Here is a 14,932-nt window from a genome sequence, read left to right on the forward strand (position 1 = left end):
GAGGGGCTTCGACGGAGGGCTGCGCGCCTACCCTGGGAAATTATTTTTCGGGCGCGAGTATGAGATTGCCTGCCTGGCCCCGTTCGACCCGCAAGCCGAACATCGCGCCCAGCAGGGCAGCAAGCTGGGTCGGCTCACCGGCCTTGACCGTGCCACTGAAACGAAGCGTACCGGTGGCAGGTTCGCCGAGCATGATCTGGACCTGGCTATAGCGGTTGGCCATGGCCAGAACATCGCCCAGCGGCGCGTCCTCGAAGGCAAGCATACCCGAGGGCCAACGCGTGTCCGAGCGACGCATCGGAACCGGCTCGCCGGGCGGGCCCGCATCCGCAAGGACGAGTTGCTGCCCGGCCTTCAGCATGGTGGTGCAGGCAGGTGTCGGGCCCGCCGCAGGTCGGCGAACCTGGACCACTCCATCGAGCAGCGCGACAACAACGCGCGCGGGACGCAGATCGACGTCGAACACCGTTCCATGCGCGACGACCTCGCTCGATCCGGCGGCAACCACGAAAGGACGACGCACGTCACGGGCGACCTCGAACCGCGCCCGCCCGCGCGCGAGCCGCAGACGGCGCGCGTCCTTCGCGTAGCGTATCTCGACCGTCGTGTTCGTATCGAGCGTCACCCGCGATCCATCGACAAGCGTCACCGTCCGGATCTCGCCGACGCGGCTCGCCAGAACGGACGCGTCCGCGCTGCCATCGTGGAAGGTGAGCGCGAATGTGCCAGCGACCACCAGCAGCACGGCTGCAGCAACAGCCGCCGCCTTGTGCCATTCCCTTCGCGGCATCAGGCGAGAGGGTCGCGCCGCCGGTGCCCCGCGCACCAGACGCGTGTCGTCCCAGCTATCGAGCAAGGCATCGTAGGTATCGGCGTGCAAGGGATCGGCGGCATACCAGTTTTCGAAGTCGGTGATGTCGCCCTCGGAAGGCTCTCCCCGCAAGCGGACGAGCCACGCAATCGCCTGATCGCGCACCGTAGGCGGAGCGCCCACGCCATCTCCCTGCCCTTTCATGCGCGTTTCAGGGCCCGATCAAGATAGTCGATCGCCTTCGTCATGTGCCATTCGACGCCTTTCACGCTCAACCCGGTCTGCTCCGCGATCTGCTTGTAGCTCAATCCGTCGAGGCGGTGCGCGAGGAATATCTCGGGTTTTCGGTTTCAGGCGCATCATCGCCGTCTGGAGCCGGTTGAGCTTGTCGCGTGCCTCTAGCGCGGCGGTCAGATCGGCTCCTGTCAGAGGAACCTCGTCGGCGGGGACATGATGGGCGAGCGATCGCTGCAACGCCGATTTCGCGCGATCACGCAGAAGGTTCGTGGCGATCTGGTTGAGATAGGCTTCCGGGCATTCGACGGTGCCCTCGCGGCAGGCGTCGGCGTTGGCGAAGCGCAGGAAGCTTTCCTGCACGAGGTCGCCAGCATCCTGACGGTCCGCCCGGCGGGCGAAGTACCGCAGTAGACGCGGGCCATGGGCACGGTAGAGATCGTCGAATGCCACCGACACCCGGACGACGCGGTCCTCCGGCGGCAACGGGTCGTCCTCGCGCAGCCGGGGAAAGGCAGCGAGCCGCCGGAAGCCGCCGATCATCCGCGCCGCCAGGGACGGCCCATACAGACCGCCTCCCCATAAACCGATGCTCCAACTCCAATGACCATGCCCGTACGACCCACAATGGTGAGCGCTTGCGGGCGAAAGCCGGGTGTTGAGAACATGCTTGAGTCATGCGCCGATGCCTTTGGCCGCAAGCGGCTTGGACATGCGCATCGGCCACCCGGCCGTAGGGGTGCGGGTCTCGTCGCTCAAGCGAGGTTCTCACGCCTCGGCGCCACCCTCGTGGCGCGGAGCCAGACTAGCGCGACGCGAACGAGAAGCAACCCGGGTCTGAGAAGCGGACGAATGGGTCGCGCGCGGAACCGGAACCGGAAGTCCGCGTCGACCGGATCCGGCACGCGCCTGCGCGTATAACGCGCCGTTTCCTTGGCCGGACGTCCGACCAGCACCACCGGATCGGGCAGGCCTTCGGACAGCATCTCTGCCCAGACGCAGGCCAGTTCCCGCCGCCGCGGCATAGCCGCCGCGGCATATAGGCGGCGCGGTTATAGACCCCCTCGACCTTTTCCCTGGGGACATGGGCGAGCATCAGATCGATGACCTTGCGGTCATGCTCCTTGCCTTCGCGCTCGGCCCACTCGTTCATGATCGTCGAGAATGCGGCGCGGAAGCCGTGCGGCACATGATGGCCATGATAGCCTGCCCGGTTAAGGAGATAGCCGATGGCATTCTCGCTCATCGGCTTGTGGAAATGGCGGTTGCAGGGAAAGAGCAACGGCCCGTCGCCGGTGAGCGGCCAAAGCGCACGCAGGACCGCGATCGCCTGCGGGGGAAGCGGTACGAGATGATCGCCGCCGAACTCTTCCTTGCGGTCGAGATCGTCCTTCATGCGCGTGGCGGGAATGCGCCAGAGCGGGAGCTTGCCGTTCAGATCCTCGAACTCATCCCAGCGCGCGCCGCGCAATTCGCTTGGCCGAACGGCCGTGAGGGCGAGCAATCGTAGCGCGAGCCGCGTAACGGGTCGGGCCGGGTCTTCTTCGGTAACCCGGATCATGTTTCGGAGTGGCACCAGGTCGGTGATTGCGGGCTGGCGGCCTTTGCGAAGCGGCTTCAGCAAGGCTGCGGATCACGTCGTTTTGATGCACGACCGCCCATCTGCACTTGTTGTTGGCGAACCAGTCGCGCGCGACGCGTTCGAATGTCTGGCGGCTGGCCTCGAGCGCTTCTTCCTTCTTGAGCTTCTTCGCAACGGCGGGATCGCGAAGGTTTTCCAGGAGCGCGCTGGCCTCATCGCGCAAGAGCCGGGCCTCGGCGAGCGAGACCTTGGGCCATGCCCCAAACGCCATGCCCTTCTGCTTGCCATCGAAGACATAGCTCCACCGCCAGAGTTTGCCGCCGGCGGGCGTGACGAGCAGGAACAGGCAGTTGGCGTCGGTTAGCTTGTACGGCTTGGGGCGGGGTTTCGCCGCCCGGATCCTGGCATCGGTGAGCATCGACCGGTCTCCAAAAAAATACCATGTTTTTCGACCGCGCGTACCATGTGAAATACCATGCCGAGCATTTCGGACAGGCACGCACGGGTACGGACGGCCAAGGCCGAACCGGTCTGCTAAGCGTTGGTTTTCAGGAGAAAAAAGTCGATCCCATCGGACTTTTGCGGACGTGTCCGGAAAGGCCCGTGGCGGAGAGGGAGGGATTCGAACCCTCGGTACGGTTACCCGCACAACGGTTTTCGAGACCGCCCCGATCGACCACTCCGGCACCTCTCCGCATGGGGGGCGACATGCATCGGGGAAGCCCCCGAACCACATGCCGGTCGATGTGAGGCGCGGCCATTAGCCCAAGGTTTGGCGGACTGCAAGCGGCCTTGTACAGTTTGTGCGCCGCATTAAATTGGGAAGCATGTCAGAAGCCAAAGGCGTCACCCTTCCCTTCCCTGCCGGCGTGCCGCTGCCTCCCGTTGCACAGGCGCGTTTCGCGATCGGCGATGTCGTTCGCCACCGGATGTTCGATTTCCGCGGCGTGATCTTCGATGTCGACCCTGTCTTCGCCAATAGCGACGAATGGTACGATTCGATTCCCGAAGACGCGCGCCCGCGCAAGGACCAGCCTTTCTACCATCTGCTCGCGGAAAATGCCGAATCGAGCTACATCGCTTATGTCAGCCAGCAGAATCTGGTGGCAGATGACAGCGAGGAGCCGGTCGACCATCCCGGAATCAGCGGGCTGTTCGAAGGATTCGCCGGCGGCCGCTATCAGTTGAAGCCGACCCATCGGCACTGACCGGCCCGGGTGAGGTTTCCTGCCGAATTTACCTGCCGGAAACCCGCTCGCGGTAGTTGACATCCGCCCCCGTATCGCATAGCTGCGCCCTTCCTCCTGCCGGGGTACACCCTGGCGGGCACATGCATTTGAACCAGAGAAGAGACCGATGTTCGCTATCGTGCGCACGGGCGGCAAGCAGTATCGCGTTGCCGCAGGAGACAAGATCGTCGTCGAGAAGCTCGACGGCGAAGCCGGTTCGACGGTGACGCTGGGCGACGTCCTGCTGGCCGGCGAAGGCGGTGAGCTGAAGCCGACCGACGGCCTGACCGTTTCTGCCGAGATCCTCGCGCAGGCGAAGGGCGAGAAGGTCATCGTCTTCAAGAAGCGTCGTCGTCACAACTATCGCCGCAAGAACGGCCATCGCCAGCAGCACACGATCCTGAAGATCACTGCGATCGGCGCGGCCAAGTAAGCGACTGACGAGACACGAGGAGTATAGACAATGGCACATAAGAAGGCAGGCGGCTCGTCCCGCAACGGTCGCGACTCTGCTGGCCGTCGTCTTGGCGTGAAGAAGTTCGGCGGCGAAGCAGTGGTCGCCGGCAACATTCTCGTGCGTCAGCGCGGCACCAAATTCTACCCGGGCGTGAACGTGGGCATGGGCAAGGACCATACCCTTTTCGCGCTCACCGACGGCCGCGTGTCGTTCAAGGAAGGCAAGCTTGGTCGCAAGTTCTGCTCCGTAGACATGATTGCCGAGGCGGCCGAGTAACATCGGGTGACCGTACGGGTTGCCCACCAGGGCGACCCGGGTTCGGCGAACGAACCAACGCAAAAGGGAGACGGGTCGCCCCGGTCTCCCTTTTTTCGTGCTCCCTGACACCGCGGTGAAACAGCCATGCAATAGGCGCATGGCCAGAAAAGCCGCAGGACCGAGGAGAGTGGTCATGTTCGTGCGGACCCAAAGATTGACGTTACGTCCCGGCTGGCCGGAGGACGCCCCTGCCCTTGCCCAGGCGATCGGGCACGAAGCCGTGGTGCGCAACCTGTCGCGCGCGCCCTGGCCCTATCCGGTCGAGGCGGCCGAGACCTTTCTGGCGAGCTGGTCGAACCCGCTCGACACGCGGTTCCTGGTGTTCGAGCATCAGGGGCCGCGGATCGCGCTGATCGGCTGCGTCGGCATCGATGCGGCGCGCGATGAGCCGCATGAGCTGGGCTACTGGTTCACGCCCGATGCCTGGGGCAAGGGCTATGCCACCGAAGCCGCGCGCGGTGCGCTGCACGCTGCACGCGCGCGCGGCATCCGCCGGGTGACGGCGGGGCATTTCGTCGACAACCCCGCATCGGGCCGGGTGCTGCGCAAGCTGGGCTTCCGCCCGACCGGCCGGGTCGAACCGATCTGGTCGAAGGGGCGCGGCTGCGAAGTGGCAAGCGCGCGGTTCGAGCTCGATCTCGACGCGGTGGACTGCCGACCGCGTCCGGAGCCGCGCCTGGCGGCCTGACCCGCTGCTCCCGATACGCGACTGGAAGACAACTATTCCCCTCCCTGCGCGCAGGGAGGGGTTATCGCATTTGAGCCCGAGTCCCCCTCACCCTTCCGCCGCTTCGCGGCTCCCTCCCTCTCCCCCTGTGGGAGAGGGAAGGGTGAGGGGGATGGAAGATCAAATGCGATTACCCCTCCCTTTCAGGGAGGGGAGTGAAACAGCCAAATCCGATCGCCCTGCCCCCACCCGGGAGCGCGCAGACGCGCGCACCCGCTTCCCCCCGCGACGAAGCTCGACTAAGCCGTCACGGAATAGCAACAAGGCCGAACCGTTGACGACAAAAGTGGCGCGCAAGCGTCTGTCTCCCGAAGAATCGCGCGATGCGGCGCTCGAAGCCGCGCGTGCCCTGCTGATCGAAGCCGGCCCGCAGGCCGTGACGCTGAAGGCCGTCGCGGCGCGGATTGGTCGCACGCACGCCAATCTGCTCCACCATTTCGGCTCGGCGGCGGGGCTGCAAAAGGCGCTGGCGGCCAGCATTGCCGAAGGCGTCACCACGCGCATCGGCGAGGCGGTGCTGCGCGCCCGCAGCGGCGACCATGATCCGCGCGAAGTGGTCGACATGGCCTTCGACGCCTTTGACAGCGGCGGCGCCGGCGCGCTGGCCAGCTGGATGATCCTGACCGGCAATCAGGATGCGCTGGACCCGATCCTGGAGGCGATCCACCGGCTGGTCGACCGGATCAGCGAAGGCGAGGACGAGCAGCAATCGCTGCGCGAGGAAACGCTGCAACTGACGCTGATGGCGCTGGGCGATGCGCTGCTCGGCGCCCCCATGGCCCGCGCGCTCGGCCTGCCGCGCGACAAGGCGCGCGCGCTGGGCGTGCAGATGCTGAAGGCGCGGATCGAACTCAGCGCGTAATTTTCACCGAGTGGCCAAAACGCGCCGCTTTCGAGGTCAGCTTCCCGCCACCTTGCGCAGACAGCATTGTTCACTACATGTTCCTGACGTCCTCCCGCAGGGGGGTGCTCTTTGAACATGTAGATCCATCACACGAAACGCGGCCGACGGTCTGATACCGCGCTGCGTCGATAAGAACCCATCGCTGCTCCGCAAGCCGTCACCCCGGCGAAAGCCGGGGTCCATTGGGGCTTCGCCATCGGCTCTTGCTGAAAACGAGAGGCGAATGGATCCCGGCGTCCGCCGGGATGACGACGGGAAGCGGGATGAGTCCGGGTCATTGCGCCCCGGTCTGATACTGCGCTGCGTGGCGCGCCATCCCCCATCGTCATGCCAGCGCACGCTGGTATCTCTTGTAGTAGCGTTGTTCCGTTGTCGCCCAGCCTCCCGGAGACCCCAGCGTTCGCTGGGGCGACGGCTGGTGGAAAGGATTGCGATACGCGGGTGAGTCCACATCAACGCAGCTTGGTATGAGTCCGCATCCATGCGCCCCCACCCTAAACTTCCAAAACTTCACACGCCGCGTCGGAGGCCGCATCCGCCGGTACGCGAAACGCGCCGCACCCTAAACTTCCTAAACTTCGCACACGACATCGGGGGGCCGCATGCGCCGGCACGCGAAACGCGCCATACCCTAAACTTCCTAAACTTCGCACACCGCGTCGGAGGCCGCGTATGCCGGCGCGCCCCTACTCCGCCGCCTGCGCCACCCGCCGCCCTTCTTCGTCGACGGCCTCACGCACCGCGCGCTCCAGCGCGGCGATGGTGAAGGGTTTGCGCAGTACCGGGCGGTCGCGGAGCAGTTCGGCGCTTGCCTCGCCGGCAAAACCGGTGACGAACAATACGCCCACGCCGCGAATGCTTTCTTCGACTGCGGCGATCATTTCCGGGCCGGTCTGGCCGGGCATCAGCACGTCGGTCATGATGAGGTCGAGCGACGGCATGGCGGCAATCGCCGCAGGGGCAGCGAGCGGATCGCCACAACCGGTGGCGCGGTGGCCAAGTTCGTGCAACGCGGCGAGCGTGGCGGTGAGCACCCGCGGATCGTCCTCGACGACGAGGATGTCGTACTGGCCACCCGTTACGGGCTCGGGCGCGGCGGCATGCACGACCGCCGCAGGCGCGGACCGGGCCGATTCGGCGTGGCGCGGCAAGTACAGCGTAACCGTCGTGCCCTTGTCCGGCACAGTGTCGATAGCGATCTCGCCACCCGACTGGCGGACGAAGCCGAAAATCTGGCTGAGCCCCAGCCCCGTCCCCTTGCCGACCGGCTTGGTCGTGAAAAAGGGTTCGAACACACGCTCCAGCACATCGGGCGTCATGCCGCAGCCGTCGTCACAGACCGCGATGGTGACATATTCACCCGGCGCGCAGCTACCCACTTCGCACGAGGCGAGCGACGCCGCGCCCGTGGTGATGACCAGCGCGCCGCGGCCGTTCATCGCATCGCGCGCGTTCACCGCAAGATTGAGCACCGCGTTTTCGAGCTGGTGGCGGTCCGCCCAGATGCGCCAGCCCGCCCCCTGGTCCTGCGCGGTGACGACGATGCCGTCGCCCAGCGTGCGGTCGAGCAGGTCGCGCATGCCACGGATCAGAGCGCCGGCCTCCACCGCCTCGGGCTCCAGCGCCTCGGACCGGGAAAAGGCGAGCAACTGGCGTGTCAGCGCCGCCGCACGGTTGGCGCCTTCCAGTGCGTTGTCGAGATGACGCGCAGCCTCACCCTCATCGCTGCCGATCTGGCGGCGGGCAAGTTCGATACCGCCCAGCACTACCGCCAGCATATTGTTGAAATCATGCGCGATGCCGCCGGTAAGCTGACCCACGGCGTCCATCTTCTGCGCCTGGCGGAGCCTGGCCTCGGCCTCTTCGCGTTCGCGTGCTTCCTGGCGAAGCTGCGCCGTCGCCGCTTCCACCGCCGCGCGCAATTCGGCCGCGCGCTCACGCTCCGCCAGCGCATCGGCGGCGGCCGCCGCGCGCTCGCCCTGCGCCTCGATCGCCAGCCAGCCCAGCACGCCGGCGGCCAGCGCAATCACCAGGCCGAAGCCGCTCAGCACATGCGAGGCGAAGCTGGAGTTTTCGACCAGCCGCGCCGCCGCCTGGGTGCGGGTGTTCAGGATGCCGCGTTCCTGCTCGGCGATCGCGTCGAGAAGGCGTTCGACCCGGCTGCGCGCCTCGCTCTGGCGCACCTGATAATAGCTGCCCCAGGCGTCGCGGTGGCGCTTGTAGGTCGAATAGAGCGCCGTTTCGTTCAGTTCGGCGCCGCGCTTTTCAAAGGCGCGTTGCAGGCGCTCGATCTGGCGCTGCTGGTCGGGATTGTCGGCGGTGAGTTGCCGCAGCCGCTGCAACTGCTCACCGGCCTTGCCCCATTGTTCGGAAAATTCCTGGCCGAGATTGCGGTCGGCGCTGACGACATAGCGGCCCAGCGCCGCTTCCGCCGCCGAAATCGCGCCGGAGAGCTGGTTGGCGCGCAGAATGACTTCAAAGCTGTGCTGCTGCAGCACCAGCGCCCGGTCGCGCGCGCTGTCGGTGCGCTGCTGGATCAGGATCAGCGCACCCAGCACCACGACGCCCAGCAACGCCAGGGCGCCGAGAACCAGAAAGCGCCAGTTCTTCAGGTGAACTGACCGCTCCAGGGCTGGGTTTGCCTCGCTCATCGGGTCGCGAGTCTATGCGACCGCGCCGCGCTTTTAAAGCGCTCTCAGCCGAGCACGCCCACGGCCTGTCCCGCGGCGCGGAACATCGCGAGAACCCGGTCGATCTGTTCAGCGGTGTGCTCGGCACAAAGCGAACAACGCAGCAGAAAGGTTCCGGCCGGGGTTGCCGGCGGACGGGCCATGTTGACGTACAGGCCGCCGTCGAGCAGCGCCTGCCACATTGCCACCGCCTGCTCCTGATCCTCCAGGATCACCGCGACGATCGCGCTTTCCGGCGTGGCGGTGCCGAGCTTGAAGCCCATTTCGGTCAGGCCGCCATGCAGCTTGCGGGCATTTTCCCACAGATGCGCGCGCTTGTTATGCGCGTGCATCAGCTTGCGGATCGAGGTTGCGGCGGTCGCCACCACGCTGGGGGGCAGCGAGGCAGTGAAGATGTACGGGCGGCAGGCGAGCCGGATCGCCTCGAACTTCGGGTGGTTCGAAATGCAGAAGCCGCCGACCGTGCCGACCGACTTGGAGAAGGTGCCGACGACGAAATCGACCTGATCCTCCAGGCCCTGATCCTCGTACACGCCGCGGCCGTTGGGGCCGAAAAAGCCCATCGAATGCGCTTCGTCGACCAGCACCATCGCGCCGTGCTTCTTGGCAACGGCAACCATTTCCTTCAGCGGGGCGATGTCACCGAGCATCGAATAGACGCCCTCCAGCACCACCAGCTTGCCCGCATCGGCCGGCAGGCGACCGAGCCGCTTGTCGAGATCGGCCACGTCATTGTGGCGGAAGCGGACGATCTCGGCATAGCCCTGCTTGCAGCCGTCATAGATCGAGGCGTGGCTGTCGGCGTCGAGGATGATGTACTCGCCCTTGCCGGCAAGCGTGGAGATCATGCCCAGATTGGCCATATAGCCGGTCGAGAACACGATAGCGCCCGACACGCCGTAGAAGTCGCGCAGCGCCTGTTCGACTTCCATATGGTCGCGGAAGGTGCCGTTGAGCATCCGGCTGCCATTGGTACCCGAACCGAACTGGTCGAGCGCGTCCTTGCCGGCCTGGATCACGTCCGGATCGAACGTCATGCCCATATAGTTGTAAGTGCCGAGCAGGATCGTGTCCTTGCCCTTGATCACTGCCTCGGTCGGCGACTTGACCTGATCCATCACGATCGCGAACGGATCGGTGACACCGCTGTCGAGCAGCTTCTGCCGCTCGGCGATCAGGCCGTCGAACTTGCTCATCAGGTCGGTCATCGCGCTCAGCCCTTCAGCTTCTGCACGGCATCGACGAGCTGACCGACATTTTCGATCTCGGCCTGCATGTTCATCGTGATGAGGATGTCGAATTCGTCCTCGATGGCGGCGACGAAATCCATCACCGTCAGGCTGTCCCACTCCAGGTCGCCGGCGAAGGTGGTGGTATCGGTCAGCGCGACGCCCTTTTTGTTGAACGGGGCAATCTGGGCGGTGACGGCTTCGAAGATTTCTGCACGATCAGTCATGCGAGCGGTCCATAGAGTGATCGCGCCCGAGTGCCAAGCGAATGCGGCGGAAACAGGCCCAAGACGGGGCGACGCGGGCCCGCCCGGTCAGCCCGTGCTGGCAAGATCGGCTTCAGCCAGCACCTGATGCACCCACAGGTCCACCTGATCGGCGATCTTCTGGAGCAGCGCGGGACGATAATGCGTCACATCGGCCATCTCGTCGGGATCGTCGAGCAGGTGCGCGACTTCCAGTATCCAGACATGCCGGGGGTTCTCGCGTGCGATCCGCCGCCACAGCGCATTGAACAGCCGGGCACGTTCGGGCGTGTGGTTCAGGCCGTGGCGATATTTCGCGTCCGGCGCGTCCTCGGGCGGCAGCACCACCAGCATCTTCAGGTCATGCTCGATCAGGTGGATGCACAGCCGCAGCACGCATTTCTCGTACACGCCGCGTTCGAGCAGGTGCCACCGGTCGGGCCACTGCACATCGAGATAGTCGACCGTCGCGCCATAGACGAGGAACGGCGGGAAATGCTGCCCGGCGTGGCTGCCGTCTTCCATCATCCCCAGCCGGAACACGCGGGGCCGGTTGTCGAACTCGGTAACGGTGCGGAAGCGGCTGTAATGGGCGATGCCGCCCGACTGGCAATCGAACATGATGCGGATCGCCGGATCGGCGACCGGTTCTACGGCGAGATCGGCGCGGACTGCGGCACGGATTGCGGGATCGTGGAAGTCGCAATCGGTGATCCAGTCGGGGGGACCGGCATCGAACCGCCCTGCCCACGCGCTGCCGTCCAGTTCCGGATGCAGCACGCGGACCTTGTCGAGCGCCCAGGCCTCCAGCCCCATGTGCATCGCCCGGCAGGAAAAGGTGAAATGGACGAAGCGCTTCTCCAGCCGGTCGACCATGACGAAGCCGACCAGCCCATATCGGCCATATTTGTCCCAGGCGAAGATCGACCAGCATTCGTGCCGCTTCACGTCGATGATCGCCCGCTCCAGCGCTTCGGTCTCAACACGCGAGCTGGTGTAGTTGAGCTGGTTGGCGCGGTTGATCAGCTCGGCAATGCGCGGCGCGAATTCCAGATTGTCCATCAGGAACGGCGCACAGGCTCGCAGTTCCGACGCGCGCAGGAAATCCTGGTGAGAAGCGGCCGGCGCCGCGCTGCGATCGGCGCGCTTGCGCTCCAGGATGCGATATTCCTCCACGCGGTTGCGCCGACCGGTCTGCAGCGCGAGCAGCCCGGCGAGCTGCTCGTCGGCATCCGGGGCAGCGGCGTCGAGCGTGTGGATGTCGGGCAGCGAATGGCGCACGCCGTGGAGGTTCTGCGGATTATCGTCGACGAACAGCACATTGGCGGGGCGCAACTGCATGTCGTCGATGATCGCCCGCACCGCATCCGGCTTGGGCGTGAAGGCAATGTGCGGGAACACGAAGGCATCCCACAGACCGAACGCCTCGAGCTGCGCCCGGGCGGCGGCGAAATCGTTCTTCGAACAGATCGACGACACCACACCACGCGCGTTGAACGCACGGATCAGCTCGGCACGGCCAGCATCCAGCACTACCGCCTCGCCATCGGCCAGCGTGCCACGCCACAGCGTGTCGTCTAGATCCCAGATGATCAGCTTGATCGGGGCGTTCCACATGCCCCTATTGTAGGATGGCGGAGGCTACAGCAGCCCGTTCGCGCGATACCAGGCGGCGGTGTGTGCCAGCCCCTCGCCGGTCTCAACCTCCGGCACCCACAAATTGGTCGGCGGCCGTCGCGCCGGATCGGAGACCCAGTCGGGGTGGCAGAAATAGGATACGCGATCGGGCGTCAGCTTGGCGCCCTTGCCGCGCACCAGCTTGTCGCCCCAGGCGACCAGCATCAGCACCGCCTTGGGCAGGCCGATCGCGGCGACGCGCTTGCCCACGGCCTTGCCGATCGCTCGGCCGAAATCGCCATGGCTCCAGCCGCCGGGAGCGCCATCATCGGGATCGAGATAGCCGGGCAGCGCATCGGTCGCGGCAAGTGCCAGCAACAGCCGGCCGAGATCACCGACCTCGATAACCGAGAAACGCCCGCCGGCGGGGCCTATCGCCAGCCCACGCTGCGCCAGCCGGAACAGCTCGAGCAATTCCTTGTCGCCGGGGCCGTAAATGGCCGGCGGGCATACGATCGTCCAGTCGAGCCCGGATGCTTCGACCAGCTTGTCCGCCTCTGCTTTCGACCAGCCATAGGCCGACAGCGCCGGCTCCCGCGCGGCAAGCGAAGAGACATGGACGAAACGGCGGATGCCAGCCCGCTTCGCCGCCGCCAGCATGTTCGCCGTGCCGGTGATATTGCCATGCGCGAAGCCTTCGCGGTCGGGCGCGTTCACCACTCCCGCCACATGAATCACCGCATCGGCGCCGGCGCACAGTGCCGCCAGCGCATCCGCCGCATCGAGATCGCCGCGCACCCAGGTAACGCCTTCGCGCGCCGGCTGGTCGCGCCGGGCGAGCGCCCGCACCTGATGGCCCGCCTCCACCGCCAGCGTTATCAGCCGCGACCCGACAAAGCCGGTGCCGCCGGTGATCGCAAGCACGCTCACAGCAGCGCCATGTGGCTGCGATGGACCAGGGCCGCGCGCGGCGCATAGCCCAGAATTTCCACCAGTTCCTCGCTGCGCCGGCCGACGATGCGCGAAGCGTCGACATGGCCATATTCGGCCAGCCCGCGGGCGAGATGCTTGCCGTCCGGCGCGACGATTACCACCAGATCGCCGCGGGCGAAGCGCCCTTCGACGCGGGTTGCCCCGGCCGATAGCAGGCTGCGCCCTTCGCGCAGTGCCTGCGCCGCACCGGCATCGATATGGATCGTACCCTTGGCAGTCAGCCCGCCGCGCAACCACGCCTTGCGCGCCGCCCCGCTCCTCTGCGCCAGGAACAAGGTGCCGTGCAGCGTCTGCGCCAGTCGCGCCAGAGGGTTCGCCACCCGGCCATCGGCGATGGCGAGATGCGCCCCGGCACTGGTCGCGATTCGCGCCGCTTCCACCTTCGACACCATGCCGCCCGATCCCATGCCGGAACGCGATTCGCGATCGGCCATATTCTCGATGCGGTCGTCGATATTGTGGACCAGCGGGATCAGCGCCGCGTCGGGATTGCTATTGGGATTGGCGGTGTACAGCCCGTCGACATCCGACAGCAGCACCACGCCATCGGCATTGGCCGCGCTGGCGACGCGGGCAGCGAGCCGGTCGTTATCGCCAAAGCGAATTTCCTCAGTGGCGACCGAGTCATTCTCGTTGATCACCGGCACCACCCCCAGCCGCAGCAACCGGTCCAGCGTGGCAGACACGTTCAGATAGCGGCGGCGATCCTCCAGATCGTCGAGCGTCACCAGCATCTGCGCGGCCGTCAGCCCCTCGCCATGGAGCAGTTCCGCCCAGATGCTCGACAGTGCGATTTGCCCGGTCGCTGCGGCGGCCTGCGCGTCCTCCAGACTGGCGCGGCCGCCCTTGGGCAATTTCAGACGCCGCGCCCCCAGCGCAATCGCGCCGGAGGATACGATAACGAGTTGCTGCCCGGCACGGGCGCGCTCGCCCAGGTCAGCGACCAGCCCCGCCAGCCAGTCGCGACGCACGCTGCCTTCGGGATCGACGAGCAGCGACGACCCGACCTTGACCACCAGCCGCGCGCATTGCGCGGGCAGAAAGCCGATCGCATCGGCAGCAGGGGCGGGCGCAGACATGGTCGCGCTCTTAGCGGCCGCTGTCGGGTTATGCCAAGCGCTCAGACGAGCGATTCCCGCTGCAGGTCGCTGCGATGGCCCGAACCCGACTGGGCAAGCCGCGCCACCACCGCATCGCGCGTCTCGCTGTCGCCGGCGCGGATCTCGCCCAGCTCTGCGGCCGTCAGCAGCACCACCGGCACGACGCGCACCGGCGACAGCGGCATGTCGCTGATACGGGTGTCGAAATCAGGCTCGGGTGCGCCGATCATCACGCCCAGCACATCATCGGCAGTGATGAAATGTTCGGGCAGGCGTGCGGTAATCGCAGCCGAACTGGACACATTCGTCAGCTCAAGCGGAATCGGACCATGGCGATCGAGCGTGCGCAGGATGCCGCCCTCTTCCACCACGATCGCGGCGACGCGGCGCAGGACCTCCAGCATCCAGCCGTCGCCGGCCACCGGCGAGGGCGTGCCCTCGCCCGCGCCTTCGACGAACAGTTCGATCTCAAAGCCGTTGACGCCCGCCGATTCGTCGAGCGGGTCGGAAAGCCCGTCGGTGGCGAGCAGGATGGCGCTGTCGCGATGGACAAGGCGATAGGCCTCGTGCCCGCCCGGCCACATCGATGCCGCAGGCGCCGAGGAGAGGATGCGGTCGCCGGCCTGCCCCAGCGCCGCCCAGAAGCGCGCGCGTGCCAGCGCGGAACGCTCGATGACGCCGGGTTCCGCCACCGGCAGGATCGGCGCCGGCTCGGGCGAAGCCTTGCCCCCGAACAGTCCCCGAACCCAGCCGAACGCACCCATGGCACTCTCCCATCACGAATCAGGAGCGCTGC

The 14,932-nt window shown here is 66.2% G+C and carries 16 protein-coding genes, 1 tRNA gene and 1 pseudogene; 5 read left to right on the forward strand and 13 right to left on the reverse strand.

Annotated features, from left to right (window positions below):
• Positions 1–40 precede the first annotated feature (40 nt).
• The 6 genes and pseudogenes from ACT53K_RS08000 to ACT53K_RS08025 form a co-directional block, all read right to left on the reverse strand.
• Positions 41–994, reverse strand: a complete 954-nt coding sequence (locus tag ACT53K_RS08000; RefSeq protein WP_476228071.1) for a FecR family protein — start codon at positions 992–994, stop codon at positions 41–43.
• 17 nt (positions 995–1,011) lie between these two features.
• Positions 1,012–1,119 (reverse strand): hypothetical protein, encoded by a 108-nt coding sequence (locus ACT53K_RS08005; RefSeq protein ID WP_476228072.1) that lies wholly within the window; start codon positions 1,117–1,119, stop codon positions 1,012–1,014.
• Positions 1,120–1,348: 229 nt separating this feature from the next.
• Positions 1,349–1,588 (reverse strand): annotated as a pseudogene (locus ACT53K_RS08010) (RNA polymerase sigma factor); the annotation flags it as partial.
• 262 nt (positions 1,589–1,850) lie between these two features.
• Positions 1,851–2,606, reverse strand: a complete 756-nt coding sequence (locus ACT53K_RS08015; RefSeq protein ID WP_476228073.1) for a tyrosine-type recombinase/integrase — start codon at positions 2,604–2,606, stop codon at positions 1,851–1,853.
• Positions 2,494–3,045, reverse strand: a complete 552-nt coding sequence (locus ACT53K_RS08020) for a tyrosine-type recombinase/integrase (protein WP_476228074.1) — start codon at positions 3,043–3,045, stop codon at positions 2,494–2,496. Before ACT53K_RS08020 ends, ACT53K_RS08015 begins: the two co-directional genes overlap by 113 nt.
• 186 nt (positions 3,046–3,231) lie before the next feature.
• Positions 3,232–3,321, reverse strand: a tRNA-Ser gene (locus tag ACT53K_RS08025).
• A gap of 133 nt (positions 3,322–3,454) precedes the next feature.
• On the opposite strand from ACT53K_RS08025, the gene hspQ reads away from it, so the two are divergent.
• From hspQ to ACT53K_RS08050, 5 genes are all read left to right on the forward strand, one after another.
• Positions 3,455–3,835 carry a heat shock protein HspQ gene (gene hspQ, locus ACT53K_RS08030; RefSeq protein ID WP_476228075.1) on the forward strand — a complete coding sequence of 127 codons (381 nt, stop codon included), beginning with the start codon at positions 3,455–3,457 and terminating at the stop codon, positions 3,833–3,835.
• Between the two features lie 148 nt (positions 3,836–3,983).
• Positions 3,984–4,289, forward strand: a complete 306-nt coding sequence (rplU, locus tag ACT53K_RS08035; protein WP_476228076.1) for a 50S ribosomal protein L21 — start codon at positions 3,984–3,986, stop codon at positions 4,287–4,289.
• 30 nt (positions 4,290–4,319) lie between these two features.
• Positions 4,320–4,589 carry a 50S ribosomal protein L27 gene (gene rpmA / locus ACT53K_RS08040; protein WP_476228077.1) on the forward strand — a complete coding sequence of 90 codons (270 nt, stop codon included), beginning with the start codon at positions 4,320–4,322 and terminating at the stop codon, positions 4,587–4,589.
• A 175-nt stretch (positions 4,590–4,764) separates the two neighbouring features.
• Positions 4,765–5,319 (forward strand): GNAT family N-acetyltransferase, encoded by a 555-nt coding sequence (locus ACT53K_RS08045; RefSeq protein ID WP_476228078.1) that lies wholly within the window; start codon positions 4,765–4,767, stop codon positions 5,317–5,319.
• Between the two features lie 325 nt (positions 5,320–5,644).
• The gene (locus tag ACT53K_RS08050; protein WP_476228079.1) at positions 5,645–6,220 is read left to right on the forward strand and encodes a TetR/AcrR family transcriptional regulator; all 576 of its coding nucleotides are present in this window, start codon (positions 5,645–5,647) and stop codon (positions 6,218–6,220) included.
• 728 nt (positions 6,221–6,948) lie between these two features.
• Here the strand turns inward: ACT53K_RS08050 and ACT53K_RS08055 are convergent.
• The 7 genes from ACT53K_RS08055 to ACT53K_RS08085 form a co-directional block, all read right to left on the reverse strand.
• A complete protein-coding gene (locus ACT53K_RS08055) occupies positions 6,949–8,913 on the reverse strand; it encodes an ATP-binding protein (RefSeq protein WP_476228080.1) in 1,965 nt (654 codons plus the stop codon).
• 44 nt (positions 8,914–8,957) lie between these two features.
• Positions 8,958–10,160: a serine palmitoyltransferase gene (gene spt, locus ACT53K_RS08060; protein WP_476228081.1), complete on the reverse strand. Its 1,203-nt coding sequence runs from the start codon at positions 10,158–10,160 to the stop codon at positions 8,958–8,960.
• Positions 10,161–10,165: 5 nt separating this feature from the next.
• Positions 10,166–10,408, reverse strand: coding sequence for an acyl carrier protein (locus ACT53K_RS08065; protein WP_476228082.1), 243 nt, complete (start codon positions 10,406–10,408; stop codon positions 10,166–10,168).
• 87 nt (positions 10,409–10,495) lie between these two features.
• Positions 10,496–12,043: an HAD-IIIC family phosphatase gene (locus ACT53K_RS08070; protein ID WP_476228083.1), complete on the reverse strand. Its 1,548-nt coding sequence runs from the start codon at positions 12,041–12,043 to the stop codon at positions 10,496–10,498.
• Between the two features lie 24 nt (positions 12,044–12,067).
• Complete coding sequence (locus tag ACT53K_RS08075) at positions 12,068–12,973, reverse strand: NAD-dependent epimerase/dehydratase family protein (RefSeq protein WP_476228084.1); 906 nt, start codon at positions 12,971–12,973, stop codon at positions 12,068–12,070.
• Complete coding sequence (gene proB, locus ACT53K_RS08080; RefSeq protein ID WP_476228085.1) at positions 12,970–14,115, reverse strand: glutamate 5-kinase; 1,146 nt, start codon at positions 14,113–14,115, stop codon at positions 12,970–12,972. Before proB ends, ACT53K_RS08075 begins: the two co-directional genes overlap by 4 nt.
• A 41-nt stretch (positions 14,116–14,156) precedes the next feature.
• Positions 14,157–14,900: a hypothetical protein gene (locus ACT53K_RS08085; protein WP_476228086.1), complete on the reverse strand. Its 744-nt coding sequence runs from the start codon at positions 14,898–14,900 to the stop codon at positions 14,157–14,159.
• Positions 14,901–14,932: the final 32 nt, after the last annotated feature.

Source organism: Sphingomonas sp. DMC8, assembly GCF_056314185.1.

Bases quoted from the DNA above. Each gene is read 5' to 3' on its own strand.
- hspQ (WP_476228075.1), top strand. From the start codon at position 3,455: ATGTCAGAAGCCAAAGGCGTCACCCTTCCCTTCCCTGCCGGCGTGCCG.
- ACT53K_RS08045 (WP_476228078.1), top strand. From the start codon at position 4,765: ATGTTCGTGCGGACCCAAAGATTGACGTTACGTCCCGGCTGGCCGGAG.
- spt (WP_476228081.1), bottom strand. From the start codon at position 10,160: ATGACCGACCTGATGAGCAAGTTCGACGGCCTGATCGCCGAGCGGCAG.
- rplU (WP_476228076.1), top strand. From the start codon at position 3,984: ATGTTCGCTATCGTGCGCACGGGCGGCAAGCAGTATCGCGTTGCCGCA.
- ACT53K_RS08070 (WP_476228083.1), bottom strand. From the start codon at position 12,043: ATGTGGAACGCCCCGATCAAGCTGATCATCTGGGATCTAGACGACACG.
- ACT53K_RS08015 (WP_476228073.1), bottom strand. From the start codon at position 2,606: ATGATCCGGGTTACCGAAGAAGACCCGGCCCGACCCGTTACGCGGCTC.
- ACT53K_RS08085 (WP_476228086.1), bottom strand. From the start codon at position 14,900: ATGGGTGCGTTCGGCTGGGTTCGGGGACTGTTCGGGGGCAAGGCTTCG.
- ACT53K_RS08055 (WP_476228080.1), bottom strand. From the start codon at position 8,913: ATGAGCGAGGCAAACCCAGCCCTGGAGCGGTCAGTTCACCTGAAGAAC.
- ACT53K_RS08065 (WP_476228082.1), bottom strand. From the start codon at position 10,408: ATGACTGATCGTGCAGAAATCTTCGAAGCCGTCACCGCCCAGATTGCC.
- proB (WP_476228085.1), bottom strand. From the start codon at position 14,115: ATGTCTGCGCCCGCCCCTGCTGCCGATGCGATCGGCTTTCTGCCCGCG.
- ACT53K_RS08020 (WP_476228074.1), bottom strand. From the start codon at position 3,045: ATGCTCACCGATGCCAGGATCCGGGCGGCGAAACCCCGCCCCAAGCCG.
- rpmA (WP_476228077.1), top strand. From the start codon at position 4,320: ATGGCACATAAGAAGGCAGGCGGCTCGTCCCGCAACGGTCGCGACTCT.